Here is a 16,442-nt window from a genome sequence, read left to right on the forward strand (position 1 = left end):
ATGAAGTGGGTTAAACGAGTTCTGATTGCTCTGTTATTGTTGATTGTGCTGGTGTGTGGTGCACTGGCCTGGTTACTGGGAACCCAGAGTGGATTGCATTTTGTGCTTAATCAGGCGCTGCGTCTGGTATCCGGATTACAAATTGGCAAAGTTGAAGGTGGATGGCGTGATTTAACGTTGTCGAAAGTTAGTTATGCCATGCCCGGTATTGATGTTGGTGTTGGTGAGTTTTATTTGTCAGTCAATATGGGCTGCATCACCAACAAGAAGATTTGCGTTAATGCCATTACAGCCACAGACGTTGATGTTAAGGTTAATACCAGCCAGATCCCAACCTCTGATGTTATTGATGAACCGGAAAGTGAACCGGTTACCGATATTCAAACCCCTTATCCCATTGCGCTTAATTTGCTGCGTTTAAATAACGTTAACGTAACCGTTGACGATATTGCCATTAGCCTGAATGAGTTTCGTACCGCAGCTAACTGGCAGCAGCGTGAAATCTCCATACAGCCAACCACTATTCGCCAGTTGTTAGTGGTACTGCCTGAGTCGTCTGAGCCGGAACCTGTTCCGACTGGCCCACAGAAAACTACCGGAGAGATGCTGAAGCAACTGTTTGCTGAGCCTCTATTGGCATCATTGCCGGAAGTGCCTCTGCCGATGGATTTCAATTTACCAAGTCTAATTGGTGAAGATTTACGTTTAGCAGGAAGTACACCAATCCAGATAGATCGCCTGGAGTTACAGGCCATCAGCAAAGCGTCCCACATTCAGATCCAGTCATTAAAAGTGAATGCGCCTGAAGGTATGGCTGCTCTGACTGGTGAAGTCACTATGAATAATCACTGGCCGCTGAATCTTACGCTTAACGCTACCGTCAATGACCCTTCTCTGAAGGGCGAGAAAGTTAAGTTAATTGCAGGTGGTGAAATTACAGGTCAGTTAACTGTCAACCTTAATGCTTCCGGCCCGATTGGCGCTCAGCTAAAAGCTGAAACTGAGCTGGCTACTGCAGGATTACCGCTTGCGCTAACTCTGGAGAGCAAACAGGTTCGCTGGCCACTGACAGGGAAAGTTGATTATAAGGTTAATGACACTCGTCTGCGCCTGACCGGAAAAGCGACCAATTACGCATTATCTTTACGTTCAGCCGTTGAAGGAACCGATATTCCTCCAGCCAACGTACAGGTTGATGGCAACGGTAATATTCAACAGTTTAATTTATCCCGTTTGCGTTTAAATGCCTTACAGGGCAAAGCAGAGATGAGCGGTGTCGTTGACTGGAGTAATGCCATAAGTTGGCGCTCACTGTTAACCATTGATAGCATCAATACCGCAAAACAATGGCCCGAATGGCCAGTAAGCCTTAACGGAAAAGTCAGCACCAAAGGCAGCCTGAATGGTGGAAGCTGGCAGGTCGATGTACCGGAACTTAATCTGAATGGTCAGGTTAAACAAAATCGTCTGAGTGCGACCGGATCGTTAAAAGGCAATGATGCCGGTCAGTGGGTAATTCCAGGTATTAACTTGGCTCTGGGGCCTAATACGGTAGATGTTAAAGGGGATCTGGCCAACAAATGGGTGCTGGATGCTGATATTAATGCCCCTAAATTGACCGGGATGTTGCCGGGGCTAAGCGGTGTTGCTAAAGGCACAGTAAAACTCAGAGGCAATGCTAAAGCACCTCAACTGTTAGCCGACGTAACGGCAAGTGGTTTAGGCTGGCAGGACATGCAAATTGCTAAAGTGACCCTGAACAGCGATATCACTTCAGAATCTCAGGTAAAAGGGGTTCTGGCGCTGGCAGTAAGTGGTTTGAAACAGGGCGATTTAAATGTCAGCCAATTGAATCTTGATGCTGAAGGTAATGAAAGCAAGCACCAACTTAAACTGAATATTAATGGTAAACCGGTGTCCGGACAGTTGGCATTGTCCGGTAGTTTTGACCGCGCCAGTGAGCGATGGAAAGGCGCGCTGAGCAATACTCGGTTCGATACCCCGGTTGGTGAATGGAAAACTTCACAGGATGTTGCGCTGGACTACCGTAACGCACAGCAAACCATCAGCATTGGTTCTCACTGCTGGCGTAATCCAAACGCAGAGCTTTGTGTGCCAAAAACCATTGAAGCAGGCCCGAGTGGTCAGGCTTCCATTGTGCTTAGCCGTTTTGACTTAGCGATGTTGGCGCCATTACTGGATAGAGATACCAAAGCTAAAGGGGTATTTAGCGGTAATGCAGATATCAGTTGGAAAGCTAACGGTGGGTTACCTCAGGCCAAAGTACTGCTGAAAGGTGACGGCGTTGCAGTAACCCAAATTGTTAATGGTCGTCCATTGCCCGTGGTACTGGATGATATGAAGCTGGATGCCAATCTGACGGGGAATCGTGCCCAGCTTAACTGGCTGATGAAAATAGCCAATAACGGCAGCTTCAGCGGAAACCTTCAGGTAAATGATCCACAAAATAGCCGCAGCTTATCCGGAAATGTGAAAATCGATGCCTTTTCTCTCGCATTATTGAAACCCGTCTTGCTGAGCAGTGAAAAAGCCGACGGCGTGCTGAATGCTAATTTAAGCCTGTCCGGTAATGCACAAAACCCAAGAATTTCCGGCCCTCTGGTGCTTGATCAACTAAAGCTGAATACCCAGATGGTTCCTTTGACAGTGAAAGATGGTCGTATTGCACTGAATTTCAATGGTACCAGTTCTGAATTAACCGGGCTTATCCAAACCGAGAAAGGTTCGTTGAACCTCGGAGGGAACGCAGACTGGCGTCAAATTGATGCATGGAGAGCTTCAATCACGGCAAAAGGCGACCGGATTCGCATTTCTATGCCACCAACAGTGATGCTGGATGTTTCTCCTGATATTGTTTTTGAGGCAACACCTCAATTGTTGACGTTAAATGGCTCTGTCGGTGTGCCCTGGGCCAGAATCACGGTAGAGGAGATCCCTGAAAGTGCTACAGGTATCTCTTCTGATGAAGTGATGTTGGACAACCAGTTAAAACCGATTGAAACCAAAACTGCATCGATACCGATTAACAGTAATTTAGTGATTCATATCGGCAATAACGTCTCGATTAATGCATTTGGTTTAAAAGCGCGTTTACAGGGTGATTTAAAAGTCGCTCAGGATAAAAAAGGACTAGGCTTAAACGGTCAGGTTAATATTCCGGATGGTTCTTTCCGCGCTTATGGGCAGGACTTGGTGATCCGTAAAGGGCAAATTTTGTTTGCAGGTGCTGCCGATCAGCCGATGTTGAATCTGGAGGCCATACGTAATCCTGATGCAACAGAGAATGATGTTACTGCCGGAGTTCGCGTTACCGGCCTTGCCAGTGAACCGAAAGTAGAGATTTTCTCGGATCCGGCAATGTCGCAGGAACAAGCGCTATCTTATCTGCTCAGAGGGCAGGGGCTGGACAGCGGTGGTGGTGACAGTGATATGATGACCTCGATGCTGATTGGAATAGGCGTTGCCAAGAGCGGTAAGCTGGTTGGACAGATCGGTGAAGCGTTTGGCGTTAAAAATTTATCACTGGATACGCAAGGCGTCGGCGACAGTTCTTCTGTTGTGGTGAGTGGCTATATTATGCCGGGCTTACAGGTAAAATATGGTGTAGGGATCTTTGACTCACTGGCAACATTAACTTTACGCTATCGACTGATGCCAAAATTGTATCTTGAAGCGGTGTCTGGTATCGATCAGGCGTTGGATTTGCTCTATCAGTTTGAGTTTTGATTATGCGAATTATTGTTTATGGTAGTTTACGACGGGGTCAGGGTAATAGTCACTGGATGACAAACGCCCAGTGGCTTGGTGAATATCGCATTGCTGGCTATGAGCTGTATGATTTAGGGCATTACCCTGCTGTGATTAAAGGAGAAGGAGAGATCGATTGTGAGGTTTATCGCATCGATTCATCCATTCTGGCGGAGCTTGATGAGTTGAAAAACGATACGCGGGACTACAAGCGAGAGCTGGTACAAACGCCTTACGGCAGTGCGTGGATGTATCTGTATTTGCATTCTGTCGAAGGGCTAAAGCGTATTGATAGCGGTGATTGGGTTCACCGTAAGCATGATGAGTAATTAAGAAACTCCGAACCACAAAAAAGAGCGCTAATTAGCGCTCTTTTTACGTTTACCAAAAGCAGAATTACTTTTTGGCACGCTCGAAAGAGGCCATGATTTCAGCTTTAGCTGCGGCAGCGTTGTCCCAACCGTCAACTTTCACCCATTTGCCTTTTTCTAAATCTTTGTAATGTTCAAAGAAGTGGGTGATTTGCGCGCGCAGTAGCTCCGGTAAATCGTTAACATCTTTGATATGGTCGTATTCTTTGCTCAGTTTAGTGTGAGGAACGGCAACTAACTTAGCGTCTTCACCTGATTCATCAGTCATCTTCAGTACGCCAACCGGACGGCAGCGGATAACAGAACCTGGTAGCAGTGGATAAGGTGTTGGGACTAAAACGTCAACCGGATCACCATCCAGAGATAAAGTGTGGTTAATGTAACCATAGTTGCATGGGTAGAACATGGCGGTTGACATAAAACGGTCAACAAAAATAGCACCAGTCTCTTTGTCTACTTCATATTTGATTGGATCGGCATTGGCAGGAATTTCAATAACAACATAGATATCTTCCGGAAGGTCTTTTCCTGCCGGGACTAAATTAAGGCTCATCTCTATTTCCTTCTACTCAAATAAAGTTGGGTTACAGTTGGCGCCTATTATAGCCGACTCTGGAGCGGAATCTTCAATTTTTGACAAGATTGCTTTTAATTAAAGATTAATCAAACAGATAAGTTAAAACATTGGATCGGGAGATTTATACCAACGTGGAAGCGGAACCAGCCAGAATACAGCGATTCTCTGGTGACAGAAACGAAACGGTGCTATCAGGAAATTGAATGGGTATAAATAATCAGACCTGCAAGCGCAACGCCACCGATACCGGATAATGCACAGATAGAAATCAGCGCGACAATGCTTTTATTGATGATGTTATTCATTATCCAGCCTCAGAGAATTGTAAATCAGAATTATTATAAATGTTTTATAAATGTAAACAATGATAACCAGTCAATTTTTATACTAACCATTAAATAACCGCACGAATCAGCAAACTGATACCTGAAACCAAAATCACCAGATTAATGATACGTAGAAAGCTTTCTCTGGAAAGCGCCAGCGTGATACGGCGGCCAATAAATACGCCAATAATCATAGCAGGGAACAGGGCTAATGCCATGGAAAGGAATGACCAGTCAGTATAGACGCCAGCAGCCAGAAATATCACGATACGAGTGAAGGTACTTAGTCCAATCAATGTGCTTTGAGTAACCCGAATATCATTTTTATCAGAGATCCGTCCTGACAGATAAATTGCATAAATAAATCCACCGCTGCCAAACAGAGCGCTGAAAATACCACCAATGAAGCCAAATGGTACTGAAGCTTTCGAAGTGAATTGTGCATTGGGTTTAAAGCCGCTCAGGGAGTAAAGCGCATAGAAAATAACAAATATCGACAGATAGATCAGTAAGTTGTCAGGATTGGTATAGAGCAAAATGGCTGCTCCCAGCAGGCTACCGATAATCATCAAAGGAACCAGCCGTTTAATTTCACCCATCACGGCACTTTTTCTGTCACGCATGACATTGGTGATAGCAGCAGAGCAATCCAGCAGGGCTAACAGAGGAACGATTTTATCTACCGGAATAAAGAAAGCCAGTAACGGGCTGGCAATCAGAGCAGTACCAAAACCGGTAATACCAAAAATAACATAGGCTACGGTTAATCCAACACCAATGACGACCAGATCGATCCACTGAAGGTGTTCCAGCATACCATCCTCTTTCATGACAACCAGATTGATACTGATATCTTAATCGTTAAATGATGATAATGCCTGACAATGTAAATAAATATGAATATAAATGTTAAATTTGTTGATTTGGTCAAGTTTCTTGTGAAGGATTAATAAAAAAGGGCAGAATCATCTGCCCTTTCTACTTACCGATGAGAAATATTACTCATCCGGATAGCTATGCATAAAACGTTCAGCGTCTTTAACCATAGATTCTGTGCCGATAAATAGTGGCATACGCTGGTGAAGCTCTTCAGGCTCAATGTCCAGAATACGTCTGAATCCATCGCTGGCGCGACCACCTGCCTGTTCAGCCAGAAAAGCCATCGGGTTGCATTCGTACAGTAAACGAAGTTTGCCTTTTGGATGTGATGCGGTGCTCGGATAGAGGTAGATTCCTCCCTTCAGCAGGTTGCGGTGAAAGTCAGCTACCAGAGAACCAATATACCGGGAGGTATAAGGGCGACCGGTAGATTCATCCTGCTCCTGACAAAATTTGAGGTATTTCTTAACGCCTAATGGGAACTTGATATAGTTGCCTTCGTTAATCGAGTACATGTTCCCCTTAGTTGGGAAACGAACTTTTTCATGAGACAGGCAGAATACCCCAATAGAAGAGTCGTAGGTAAAGGCATGAACACCAACGCCAGTAGTGTATACCAGCATGGTTGATGAGCCGTAAACCACATAGCCAGCAGCAACCTGACGATTACCAGATTGTAAAAAATCTGCTTCAGTGATTGGTTGACCGATTGGTGTAATACGGCGATAGATAGAGAAAATGGTACCGACAGAGACGTTTACATCGATATTTGAAGAGCCATCCAATGGGTCCATTAAAACAACATATTTTGCATGAGTGGCGCGCTCGCCTTCAAAAACAACAATGTCATCTTCTTCTTCGGAGGCAATTCCTGCCACTTCGCCACGGGCTATGAGTGCGGCCTTCAGCTTTTCGTTAGCATACAGATCGAGCTTCATCTGAGCTTCACCCTGCACATTAGAAGCGCCGTTAGTGCCCAGAATATCAACCAGACCCGCTTTGTTAATGTCACGGTGAATGATTTTGGCGCCTAGTTTAATTGCTGAAAGCAGTGAAGTAAGTTCGCCTGTAGCGTGAGGGAAGTCTTGTTGCTTCTCGACGATAAATTCGCCTAACGTTTTCATGAACGATTCCTGAGTCAACCGAAGGTATAATGGCGATGGTATGCCATCCGTGTTATGTGTGGGGAAATTTTAACTAAAGGTTAAAGAAATTGATAGGTTATTCCCCTTCTTATAACCTACCTGAGGCGTTAGAATGAGAGCTAACTCGATACACCAAAAACTGGAAATATAATGCATATTCATATTCTTGGTATTTGTGGCACTTTCATGGGCGGTATTGCCATGTTGGCCCGTGCCCTCGGACATCAGGTCACCGGCTCTGATGCTAACGTTTATCCACCAATGAGTACGCTGTTAGAAAAACAGGGTATCGACTTGATTCAGGGATATTCTCCATCACAGCTCAGTCCTCGTCCCGATCTGGTCATTATTGGTAATGCGATGGGGCGTGGAAATCCATGCGTTGAAACAGTGTTGGAAGAAGGCATTCCTTACACTTCCGGGCCGCAGTGGTTACATGACAACGTATTGCGCGATCGTTGGGTGGTAGCCATAGCGGGTACACACGGCAAAACCACTACTGCCGGTATGGCAACCTGGATTCTGGAAAGCTGTGGCTATAAGCCAGGGTTTGTTATTGGTGGCGTACCGGGAAACTTCGATGTTTCGGCTCGTTTGGGAGACAGTCCGTTTTTTGTGATTGAAGCCGATGAGTATGACAGCGCCTTCTTTGATAAGCGTTCCAAATTTGTTCACTACTGCCCGCGTACGCTGGTGTTGAACAACCTTGAGTTTGATCATGCCGATATCTTTGAGGATTTGCGGGCAATTCAGAAACAGTTCCACCATCTGGTGCGCTTAGTTCCGGGACAAGGCAAGATTTTACTGCCAGAAAACGATCTGAACTTAAAGCACGTGATTAATATGGGGTGCTGGAGTGAATTAGAAACCACCGGCGAAGGGCAAACGTGGGCAGCGAATAAGCTCACAGCTGATGCAAGTCATTATCAGGTGCTGCTAAATGGCGAAGTGGTAGGTGAGGTTAACTGGTCGCTGGTTGGTGAACACAATATGCAAAATGGTCTGATGGCTATTGCTGCAGCCCGTCATGTTGGTATTCAACCTCAGGATGCTTGTCGTGCGTTGGATGACTTCATTAATGCACGTCGCCGCCTGGAATTACGTGGTGAGGTTAATGGTGTTACCGTTTATGATGATTTTGCTCATCACCCAACTGCAATTTTAGCCACCCTGACTGCTTTGCGCAGTAAAGTTGGTGGGACGGCTCGTATTCTGGCTGTGCTGGAACCTCGCTCAAACACGATGAAGATGGGCGTGAGTAAAGATGAGCTGGCTCCGGCATTTGGCCGAGCGGATGAAGTATTCCTGTTACAACCCGCTAATCTTCCATGGCAGGTTTCTGATGTAACTGATGCCTGTATTCAGCCCGCTCACTGGTCTGGCGATCTGGATGCACTGGTAGATATGATTGTTCGTAGCGCTCAGCCAGGAGATAACATTCTGGTCATGAGTAACGGTGGTTTTGGTGGGATTCACGATAAGCTGTTAGCCGGGTTAAAACAAAAGCAGAAAGATACCCAGTAGCCGGAATTGATCTATAAAAAAGGCCTTCTTCGGAAGGCCTTAATTTTTTGAGTAGTATCAGAGTTCCTGCTCAAACAAATCGAGAATTGCTTCGTAAAGCTGCTCTACGCTAAACCCTCTGGCGGGGGTAGTGAAAATCGTGTCGTCTCCGGCAATAGTGCCGAGAATTCCCTCTGATTTACCGATCGAATCGAGTAATCGAGCCAGAAGTTGTGCTGCTCCGGGGCTGGTGCGGATCACTACCAGTGCATCGTTGTAATCAATATCCAGAATCAGGTTTTTTAGCGGACTGGTTGCTGTAGGCACACCTAACTCAGTTGGCAGACAGTACACCATCTCCATTTTCGCATTGCGAATTCGTACTGCACCAAACTTGGTTAGCATACGAGAGACTTTGGACTGGTTAATGTTTTCAAAGCCTTCATCCTGTAAAGCCTGAACAATTTCTCCTTGAGAGCTAAGTTTTTCTTCCTTTAACAGCGCTTTAAACGCCTTCACCAAATCATCTTGTTTTGTTGGGCTTCGCATCGTGCACCGTCGATAGTTGGATAACAATACTAGTATTATGAATAAAAATGGCCGAGTACTCAAAAGTCTTTACTCATTGTTGTGATTAAAATGCATTTAACGCCTGATTCTCACGACCAAAATGTTTTTAATTCCCGATTCATGTGACCAAAATGTTTTTAATTAATTATTCTTTGCAGCATATCTCAATCTTAAATCTAAGGATTGGTGATTATGCTCACGATCCTCTAAGCTTGATGTTGCATTTTAGTTACACATCAAAATAAGCAAAACAAAAGGAGTAATGAATGAAAATTACAGTTCTTGGCGCAGCCGGTGGAATTGGTCAGGCTTTAGCCCTGTTACTGAAAACGCAACTTCCTGCGAATTCTGAATTATCTCTCTATGATATCGCGCCGGTTACTCCGGGGGTTGCTGTTGATTTAAGTCATATTCCTACAGCAGTTAAAGTCACCGGATTTAGCGGTGAAGATGCAAAACCAGCCCTACAAGGCGCTGATATTGTTTTAATTTCTGCAGGTGTTGCACGTAAACCAGGTATGGATCGCTCGGATTTATTCAATATTAATGCGGGTATTGTACGTAATCTGATTGAGCAGGTAGCTCAGGTATGTCCAAAAGCCTGTATTGGTATCATCACCAACCCTGTTAATACTACTGTAGCTATTGCAGCAGAAGTATTGAAGAAAGCTGGTGTCTATGACAAAAATAAACTGTTCGGCATAACTACTCTGGATATTATTCGTTCTAATACTTTCGTCGCGGAGCTGAAAGGTAAGTTACCTGGCGATGTAGAAGTTCCTGTTATTGGTGGTCACTCCGGGGTAACTATTCTACCTCTGTTGTCACAAATTCCTGGTGTAAGCTTTACCGATGCTGAAATCGAGTCTCTGACTAAACGTATTCAAAATGCAGGTACAGAAGTCGTTGAGGCTAAAGCCGGTGGCGGATCGGCAACCCTGTCAATGGGGCAGGCAGCGGCACGTTTTGCGTTGTCACTGCTGCGCGGATTACAGGGCGAACAAGGTGTGGTTGAATGTGCTTATGTCGAAGGTGATGGTAAGTATGCACGTTTCTTCGCTCAGCCGTTGGTATTAGGTAAAAACGGTATCGAGAGCAGAAAAGAGATCGGTACATTAAGCGCATTTGAACAAAAAGCGCTGGATTCAATGCTGGATGTACTGCACAAAGATATTGAACTGGGTGAAAAATTCATTCAGGGATAATGTCCTCTTAGAATTAAGTGATATCAGACCGCTATCGAAACAGTTTCGCTAGCGGTTTTTCATTTAAGGTCGCTTTTATTACTATCGGGTGTGTTCTTGTTCACCAGAAAGTAATCGATTGTTTTTTATCCTTAAGTATCGGCTGGGCCAAATTTCAGAAGGGTGTTTTTCCAACGCTTCTGCAATAATCCTTTCTCCCTTGGGCCATGGACGCACGAGCGCATTGGCTAAAGTGGATGAACTTAAACCGGAATGGCGTGATAAAGCTGCTAATGTCGTGCCTCTTTTACGTAAGGCGGCAATGATATCTGCAGAATGCCAATCCTCTTTCCTTGAAATCATTTAATGTCTCCTTTTAAAGTCAGTATAAACTTGTTGTTTATAAGGGATAGATAACACAATATTTATTAACCATTTTTATTTTTTAGTAAAATTTATATCAACAAATTTCTTAATATAATTCAAATGATTTATTTTTATTGAATAGGGTGTTTTTTATTATGGTTGGCGGTTTATATGATTCAGTAGCTTGTTTTTTAACAAAATTAAATCGAATGTTTTTTTTATTTTCTTAACTTGTTTATTAAAAATAATTTATTGAATCAATTAAATTGTTTTTAAATAACTTTAATATCCCATTTTCTCCAACAATATTGTAAAAACACTACTTATAGTTAATATAATTTTATTTATCAATTGCTTAAATTATTCATCACAACGCATGAGATGCATTTCTGCAACTCATTTTCCTGTATTAAAAGACAGGGGTGCTGTACTAAATAAACTATTCTTTTATTTAATCAACTAACATAAACTACTTACTTGTTTATATACTCTGATTGAAAATTATCAGAGATATGGATTTGTTTACTTCTTTATTGTTTGTTTTTTCAGGAGCGTAAGAAGTAACTGGAACCAGTAGGAATATTGGAATAAAGGGATGGTGTTTTATGAAAAAAGAATGGTTTTCAACAAGTGAGTTAACTGGAATAGCTGGGTTACCCTCAACCATTCAGGGAATTAATCAAAAAGCACGTCGTGAGCAATGGAAAAGTCGCAAACGTACTGGCGTGCAGGGTAAAGCTCTTGAATACCACATTGATAGCATTCCAGATAAAGTCAGGATTGTACTTCGCAGCCATGAAGAAGGGGCAAAGTATAGTGCGATGGTTAATGATCCTTTTGCCATTTGGGTAACAGCATATAACCAACTAACGTCGACTGAGCGTGAAAAAATCATCTCTTTGATTGTTCGTCATGGTATTTCAGGATTAATGGATAAAGTTAATATGTTTACCGTTGAGCCTGCTGAAGTAGAAGAAGTTTGCTGATTTAGCACTTTTGTATTGGATGGTGCAATGAAAAAAGAATGGTTTTCGACCAGAGAATTGACTGGCGTTGCTGGATTACCCGGTACCATTCAGGGCATCAATCAAAAAGCCCATCGGGAGAAGTGGGAAAGCCGTAAACGCACTGGCGTACAGGGAAAGGCTTTGGAATATCATATCAATAGTATCCCTGAAAAGGTTCAAATTGCACTGCAGGCTAAAAAGAATGGAGTGCAATTTGATGCTATTACTAATGATTTATTAGCCGTTTGGACAAGTGCGTTTCACCAACTAACTGAGGCAGAACGAGAGAAAATTATCTCTTTGATTATGAGGCAAGGCATTGCCGGATTAATGGCGAAAATTAATTGGGGTGACGGTAGTGATGATGCTTCACAGAGCTGATATAAGCGTTAAATTATATCAGCTCTGTGAATAGTTAAGGTAAACAGACGTCGAATTTCTAGGTATCCCGATGTACAGACAAACGAGCCAGTGATTCTAATGCTGTTTTATAAGGCGTATCTGGTAAACAGGCTAAGGCGGCAATTGCTTTACCCGCTTCTTCTTCTGCACGCTGCTGTGTATAAGTCAGTGAACCGCATTGATTCATTGTCTCAAGGACAGACTCCAGTAAATGGCGTCCGTTTCCTTGTTCAATCGCTTCACGAATTTGAGCCGCGCTTTCAGTTGAGCCATTACGCATAGCGTGAAGCAATGGTAATGTTGGTTTACCTTCATTCAGGTCATCTCCCAGGTTTTTACCCAGTTTTGAACCATCCGCGCTGTAATCCAGCAGGTCATCAATCAGTTGGAATGCGGTACCAATATAACGACCATAGTCTTGTAGCGCTTTTTCCTGTTCTGGTGTGGCACCTGCAAGTATTGCTGAAGCCTGTGCGGCAGCTTCAAAAAGTCGTGCCGTTTTGCTGTAAATCACCTGCATATAATTTTCTTCAGTAATATCAGGATCGTTACAGTTCATCAATTGCATGACTTCGCCTTCAGCAATGACGTTAGTCGCTGATGACATCAGTTTTAAAATCTCTAATGAACCGAGGCTGGTCATCATCTGGAAAGAGCGGGTATAGATAAAATCACCTACTAACACGCTGGCAGCATTACCAAATGCAGCATTGGCTGTGGCTTTTCCTCTACGAAGGTCGGATTCATCAACCACATCATCATGAAGTAACGTCGCGGTATGAATGAACTCGATTAAAGCCGCGGAAGTAATATGCCCATCCCCCTGGTAACCCAGTGCCCGGGCAGCGAGAACAGCAATCATGGGCCGAATGCGTTTTCCACCGCCGCTGATGATGTAGTGGCCCAGTTGATTGATCAAAACAACATCGGAATCCAACTGGGCAAGTATTGCGGCATTAACTGCCGCCATGTCCTTTTCTGCTAACTGGGTGATTTTTTCAATATTCATAGCGTCAAATTATAATATTATGATTTTGATAGTAAGAGCCATCCACTAGCGCAGCAAAATGAACGCAGGGTCGGGGAGATTGTACTCGAAAAATAGCATAGATGAACGCCATTAAAAGTGCTTATTTATTTTCTTCTGATTCTTCTCTTATTCTGAGCTTGTAAACGGTAAGTTTTTTGCGTAGAATTCGCGCCCTATTGTGAATATTTTATAGCGCACTCTAATAACACTATATTTAGCTGGAAGTGGGTGTGCGGAAATGCGGAGTTAATATGTACGCGGTTTTCCAAAGTGGTGGTAAACAACACCGAGTAAGCGAAGGTCAAACTGTTCGCTTGGAAAAGCTGGACATCGCAACTGGTGAAACTATTGAGTTTGATCAAGTGATGATGATTGCTAATGGTGACGACGTTAAAATCGGCGTTCCATTCGTAGACGGCAGCAAAATTAAAGCAGAAGTTGTGGCGCACGGTCGTGGCGATAAAGTTAAAATCGTTAAGTTCCGTCGTCGTAAACACTACCGTAAGCAGCAGGGCCACCGTCAGTGGTTTACTGATGTTAAAATCACTGGTATCAGCGCTTAAGTAGGAGAGCGGATAAATGGCACATAAAAAGGCTGGCGGTTCCTCACGAAATGGCCGCGATTCTGAAAGTAAACGTCTGGGCGTAAAACGTTTCGGCGGTGAATCAATTCTGGCAGGTAACATTCTGGTTCGTCAACGTGGTACTAAATTCCACGCGGGTACCAATGTTGGTTGTGGTCGCGACCACACCCTGTTTGCTTTAATTGACGGTAAAGTCAAATTTGAAGTAAAAGGCCCAAAAAATCGTAAATTTATAAGCATCGTTGCTGAATAATTTTCCGATAGCCAAAGAGATCCAGGCCCTGCAATGATTATTGCGGGGCTTTTTATTTTCAAAATGTGTTACTTTATAGGGACGATTAAAGTAACTGGCGAAGGTTCGATTAGTTAAAGCTCGAACCTGAAAAAAGATCGAACGCCCATCAGTTAGGTACAGTTAAGAGCAGAAGCGCTGCTCTGGAGCTTCCGGAAAGAAATGTCGCAAGTTAAGCAGAGTATGGCATTAGGCATAACGTTTGCCCTGATCACCGCCGTGTTATGGGGTGTGGTGCCTATCGCGATGAAACAAGTTCTTCCGGTGATGACACCTTATACGTTGGTATGGTATCGCTTTTTAATTTCGGCTGTTGGATTAGGCTTGATATTAATGATGCAGCGTAAGTTACCTCGTTTAGGTTTATTTCGTCGTCCCCGTTGGTTGATATTGCTGCTTATTGCAGCGGTGGGGCTGGCGGCTAACTTTGTTTTTTTTAGTTCGGCGTTACAGTATTTGAGTCCAACTGCTTCACAGGTAATAGGGCAGCTTTCTCCTGTAGGAATGCTATTTGCCAGTGTGCTGATTCTTAAAGAGAATATGCGGGTCACTCAAATTATTGGTGCAGTGATGCTGATTGTGGGTTTGATACTGTTTTTTAATACAAACTTGATTGAGATTTTTACTCGTCTGACGGATTACACCCGCGGTGTTTTATTAGGCGTGTGTGCATCTCTGGTTTGGGTGAGTTATGGCGTAGCGCAGAAGGTATTGCAGCGTAGGCTATCAGCCTCTCAAATCCTGTTTTTACTCTATGTGTTGAGCACTATTTTTGTGACTCCGTTGGCGGATCCGTCGGAGGTTTATCAACTGAATAGTTGGCAACTAGCCTGTTTAGCCTTTTGTGGTTTAAACACGCTGGTTGCTTACGGTGCGCTGGGAGAAGCCATGGCGCGCTGGCAAGTGGCTCAGGTGAGCGCATTGATCACCCTGACACCGCTGTTTACTTTATTATTTTCTGATTTATTAGCGTTGATGTGGCCGGATATGTTCTCCAGCACCGTGCTAAATATACTTGGATATAGCGGCGCATTCATTGTGGTAATGGGCGCCATGTTTTCCGCTGCGGGTCATCGATTATTTCTCCGGCGGTCAGAGAAAAACACCAGTTTACCCCTGAAATAATACATTTTTATACATCAGACAGGCCTAGCATGTTGACGGAAAAGTGTGCGGGTAAACTAAACAGATAAATTACGGAGACAGTGAATGAAATTCGTTGATGAAGCCGTCATTCGCGTTGAAGCAGGCGATGGTGGTAATGGTTGTGTCAGTTTCCGCCGTGAAAAATATATTCCTAAAGGCGGGCCGGACGGCGGCGACGGCGGCGACGGCGGCGACGTTTTCATGATTGCTGATGAAAACCTGAACACACTGATTGACTATCGTTTTGAAAAATCATTCCGTGCTGAGCGTGGGCAGAATGGTCAAAGCAAAGCTTGTACCGGTCGCAGAGGTTCTGATATCACGATTAAAGTGCCTGTCGGTACACGTATTCTGGATCAGGGAACGGGTGAAGTGCTGGGTGATTTAACACGTCATGGGCAAAAACTGATGGTAGCCAAAGGTGGTTTCCACGGTTTGGGCAACCTGCGTTTTAAATCTTCGGTTAACCGAACCCCGCGCCAAAAGACCAGTGGTACTCCAGGTGATAAGCGTGAATTACTATTGGAGCTGCTGCTGCTAGCTGACGTAGGAATGTTAGGGCTACCGAATGCCGGTAAATCGACATTTATTCGTGCAGTTTCAGCCGCTAAGCCTAAAGTTGCTGATTATCCATTTACCACACTAGTACCTAGTCTGGGTGTAGTGCGTATGGACAGCGAGCAGAGCTTTGTTGTAGCGGATATTCCCGGCTTGATTGAAGGCGCTTCTGATGGTGCTGGCTTAGGCATTCGCTTCCTTAAGCATCTTGAGCGCTGTCGGGTATTGTTACACCTGATCGATATTGCACCAATTGATGAGTCAGATCCGGTAGAAAATGCTCACGTTATTGTGAATGAGCTAAATCAGTACAGTGAAAATCTGGCTGATAAGCCGCGTTGGTTAGTCTTTAATAAAGTGGATCTGGTCGACGAAGAAGAAGCACAACAAAGAGCTAAAACTATTGCAGATGCCCTGGGTTGGGAAGGTAAATATTATCTGATCTCTGCCGCTAATCGCGAAGGTACGACGGCTCTTTGTTGGGATGTTATGTCATTCCTGAACGCTCATCCTAAGACTATGGCGATTGAAGAGAAGTCACCTGAAAAAGTCGAATTCATGTGGGATGATTATCACCGAACCCAATTGGAAGAACCAGAACCACATGTTGATGAGGAAGACTGGGATGATGACGATTGGGATGAAGAAGATGATGATGGTGTTGAAATCGTCTATGAGCGCTGATTAAGCCCATCTTAAACGCATAAAAGGCTACCTGTTACGGTAGCCTTTTT

At 44.1% G+C, this 16,442-nt stretch carries 16 protein-coding genes; 10 read left to right on the forward strand and 6 right to left on the reverse strand.

All coding sequences use genetic code 11. The features are described from left to right. Nucleotides 1-3,747 carry an autotransporter assembly complex protein TamB gene (tamB, locus tag I2494_RS10890; RefSeq protein ID WP_218466973.1) on the forward strand — a complete coding sequence of 1,249 codons (3,747 nt, stop codon included), beginning with the start codon at nt 1-3 and terminating at the stop codon, nt 3,745-3,747. A 2-nt stretch (nt 3,748-3,749) separates the two neighbouring features. Next, the gene (locus tag I2494_RS10895; protein WP_140919711.1) at nt 3,750-4,097 is read left to right on the forward strand and encodes a gamma-glutamylcyclotransferase family protein; all 348 of its coding nucleotides are present in this window, start codon (nt 3,750-3,752) and stop codon (nt 4,095-4,097) included. A gap of 67 nt (nt 4,098-4,164) precedes the next feature. Here the strand turns inward: I2494_RS10895 and ppa are convergent, their stop codons facing one another. From ppa to fbp, 3 genes are all read right to left on the reverse strand, one after another. After that, nucleotides 4,165-4,692, reverse strand: a complete 528-nt coding sequence (ppa, locus tag I2494_RS10900) for an inorganic diphosphatase (protein ID WP_108901268.1) — start codon at nt 4,690-4,692, stop codon at nt 4,165-4,167. Nucleotides 4,693-5,110: 418 nt separating this feature from the next. Further along, nucleotides 5,111-5,857, reverse strand: coding sequence for a sulfite exporter TauE/SafE family protein (locus I2494_RS10905; RefSeq protein WP_218467028.1), 747 nt, complete (start codon nt 5,855-5,857; stop codon nt 5,111-5,113). A 183-nt stretch (nt 5,858-6,040) separates the two neighbouring features. Continuing rightward, nucleotides 6,041-7,045, reverse strand: a complete 1,005-nt coding sequence (fbp, locus tag I2494_RS10910; RefSeq protein ID WP_218466972.1) for a class 1 fructose-bisphosphatase — start codon at nt 7,043-7,045, stop codon at nt 6,041-6,043. 171 nt (nt 7,046-7,216) lie between these two features. Here fbp and mpl point away from each other — a divergent pair, with 171 nt between their 5' ends. Further along, on the forward strand, nt 7,217-8,590 hold the full coding sequence (mpl, locus tag I2494_RS10915; protein ID WP_218466971.1) for a UDP-N-acetylmuramate:L-alanyl-gamma-D-glutamyl-meso-diaminopimelate ligase: 1,374 nt from the start codon (nt 7,217-7,219) through the stop codon (nt 8,588-8,590). Between the two features lie 57 nt (nt 8,591-8,647). Here the strand turns inward: mpl and argR are convergent, their stop codons facing one another. Next, nucleotides 8,648-9,118 carry a transcriptional regulator ArgR gene (argR, locus tag I2494_RS10920; RefSeq protein ID WP_108901271.1) on the reverse strand — a complete coding sequence of 157 codons (471 nt, stop codon included), beginning with the start codon at nt 9,116-9,118 and terminating at the stop codon, nt 8,648-8,650. A gap of 287 nt (nt 9,119-9,405) precedes the next feature. Between argR and mdh the strand changes: the two genes are divergently transcribed. Further along, entirely contained in the window at nt 9,406-10,344 is a 939-nt protein-coding gene (mdh, locus tag I2494_RS10925) for a malate dehydrogenase (protein WP_218466970.1), read from the forward strand. A gap of 81 nt (nt 10,345-10,425) precedes the next feature. Here mdh and I2494_RS10930 read toward each other — a convergent pair whose 3' ends face one another. Next, a complete protein-coding gene (locus I2494_RS10930) occupies nt 10,426-10,686 on the reverse strand; it encodes a helix-turn-helix domain-containing protein (protein ID WP_218466969.1) in 261 nt (86 codons plus the stop codon). Nucleotides 10,687-11,294: 608 nt separating this feature from the next. Here I2494_RS10930 and I2494_RS10935 point away from each other — a divergent pair. Both I2494_RS10935 and I2494_RS10940 read left to right on the forward strand, forming a co-directional pair. Next, nucleotides 11,295-11,675, forward strand: a complete 381-nt coding sequence (locus I2494_RS10935) for a DNA-binding protein (protein WP_218466968.1) — start codon at nt 11,295-11,297, stop codon at nt 11,673-11,675. A 27-nt stretch (nt 11,676-11,702) separates the two neighbouring features. Then, entirely contained in the window at nt 11,703-12,077 is a 375-nt protein-coding gene (locus I2494_RS10940) for a DNA-binding protein (RefSeq protein ID WP_218466967.1), read from the forward strand. Nucleotides 12,078-12,135: 58 nt separating this feature from the next. On the opposite strand, the gene ispB is transcribed toward I2494_RS10940, so the two are convergent. After that, complete coding sequence (ispB, locus tag I2494_RS10945; protein ID WP_218466966.1) at nt 12,136-13,107, reverse strand: octaprenyl diphosphate synthase; 972 nt, start codon at nt 13,105-13,107, stop codon at nt 12,136-12,138. A gap of 272 nt (nt 13,108-13,379) precedes the next feature. On the opposite strand from ispB, the gene rplU reads away from it, so the two are divergent. From rplU to cgtA, 4 genes are all read left to right on the forward strand, one after another. After that, nucleotides 13,380-13,691, forward strand: a complete 312-nt coding sequence (gene rplU / locus I2494_RS10950; protein WP_130590252.1) for a 50S ribosomal protein L21 — start codon at nt 13,380-13,382, stop codon at nt 13,689-13,691. A 16-nt stretch (nt 13,692-13,707) separates the two neighbouring features. After that, complete coding sequence (gene rpmA, locus I2494_RS10955) at nt 13,708-13,965, forward strand: 50S ribosomal protein L27 (RefSeq protein ID WP_108901277.1); 258 nt, start codon at nt 13,708-13,710, stop codon at nt 13,963-13,965. 201 nt (nt 13,966-14,166) lie between these two features. Beyond that, nucleotides 14,167-15,129, forward strand: coding sequence for a DMT family transporter (locus I2494_RS10960; RefSeq protein WP_218466965.1), 963 nt, complete (start codon nt 14,167-14,169; stop codon nt 15,127-15,129). Nucleotides 15,130-15,213: 84 nt separating this feature from the next. Further along, complete coding sequence (gene cgtA / locus I2494_RS10965) at nt 15,214-16,392, forward strand: Obg family GTPase CgtA (RefSeq protein WP_130590254.1); 1,179 nt, start codon at nt 15,214-15,216, stop codon at nt 16,390-16,392. Nucleotides 16,393-16,442: the final 50 nt, after the last annotated feature.

This window comes from Limnobaculum allomyrinae, from assembly GCF_016649425.1.
Taxonomy (GTDB): domain Bacteria; phylum Pseudomonadota; class Gammaproteobacteria; order Enterobacterales; family Enterobacteriaceae; genus Limnobaculum; species Limnobaculum allomyrinae.

Excerpts from the sequence above, each read along its gene's own strand:
- tamB (WP_218466973.1), top strand. The coding sequence starts at position 1 with ATGAAGTGGGTTAAACGAGTTCTGATTGCTCTGTTATTGTTGATTGTG.
- I2494_RS10895 (WP_140919711.1), top strand. The coding sequence starts at position 3,750 with ATGCGAATTATTGTTTATGGTAGTTTACGACGGGGTCAGGGTAATAGT.
- ppa (WP_108901268.1), bottom strand. The coding sequence starts at position 4,692 with ATGAGCCTTAATTTAGTCCCGGCAGGAAAAGACCTTCCGGAAGATATC.
- I2494_RS10905 (WP_218467028.1), bottom strand. The coding sequence starts at position 5,857 with ATGCTGGAACACCTTCAGTGGATCGATCTGGTCGTCATTGGTGTTGGA.
- fbp (WP_218466972.1), bottom strand. The coding sequence starts at position 7,045 with ATGAAAACGTTAGGCGAATTTATCGTCGAGAAGCAACAAGACTTCCCT.
- mpl (WP_218466971.1), top strand. The coding sequence starts at position 7,217 with ATGCATATTCATATTCTTGGTATTTGTGGCACTTTCATGGGCGGTATT.
- argR (WP_108901271.1), bottom strand. The coding sequence starts at position 9,118 with ATGCGAAGCCCAACAAAACAAGATGATTTGGTGAAGGCGTTTAAAGCG.
- mdh (WP_218466970.1), top strand. The coding sequence starts at position 9,406 with ATGAAAATTACAGTTCTTGGCGCAGCCGGTGGAATTGGTCAGGCTTTA.
- I2494_RS10930 (WP_218466969.1), bottom strand. The coding sequence starts at position 10,686 with ATGATTTCAAGGAAAGAGGATTGGCATTCTGCAGATATCATTGCCGCC.
- I2494_RS10935 (WP_218466968.1), top strand. The coding sequence starts at position 11,295 with ATGAAAAAAGAATGGTTTTCAACAAGTGAGTTAACTGGAATAGCTGGG.
- I2494_RS10940 (WP_218466967.1), top strand. The coding sequence starts at position 11,703 with ATGAAAAAAGAATGGTTTTCGACCAGAGAATTGACTGGCGTTGCTGGA.
- ispB (WP_218466966.1), bottom strand. The coding sequence starts at position 13,107 with ATGAATATTGAAAAAATCACCCAGTTAGCAGAAAAGGACATGGCGGCA.
- rplU (WP_130590252.1), top strand. The coding sequence starts at position 13,380 with ATGTACGCGGTTTTCCAAAGTGGTGGTAAACAACACCGAGTAAGCGAA.
- rpmA (WP_108901277.1), top strand. The coding sequence starts at position 13,708 with ATGGCACATAAAAAGGCTGGCGGTTCCTCACGAAATGGCCGCGATTCT.
- I2494_RS10960 (WP_218466965.1), top strand. The coding sequence starts at position 14,167 with ATGTCGCAAGTTAAGCAGAGTATGGCATTAGGCATAACGTTTGCCCTG.
- cgtA (WP_130590254.1), top strand. The coding sequence starts at position 15,214 with ATGAAATTCGTTGATGAAGCCGTCATTCGCGTTGAAGCAGGCGATGGT.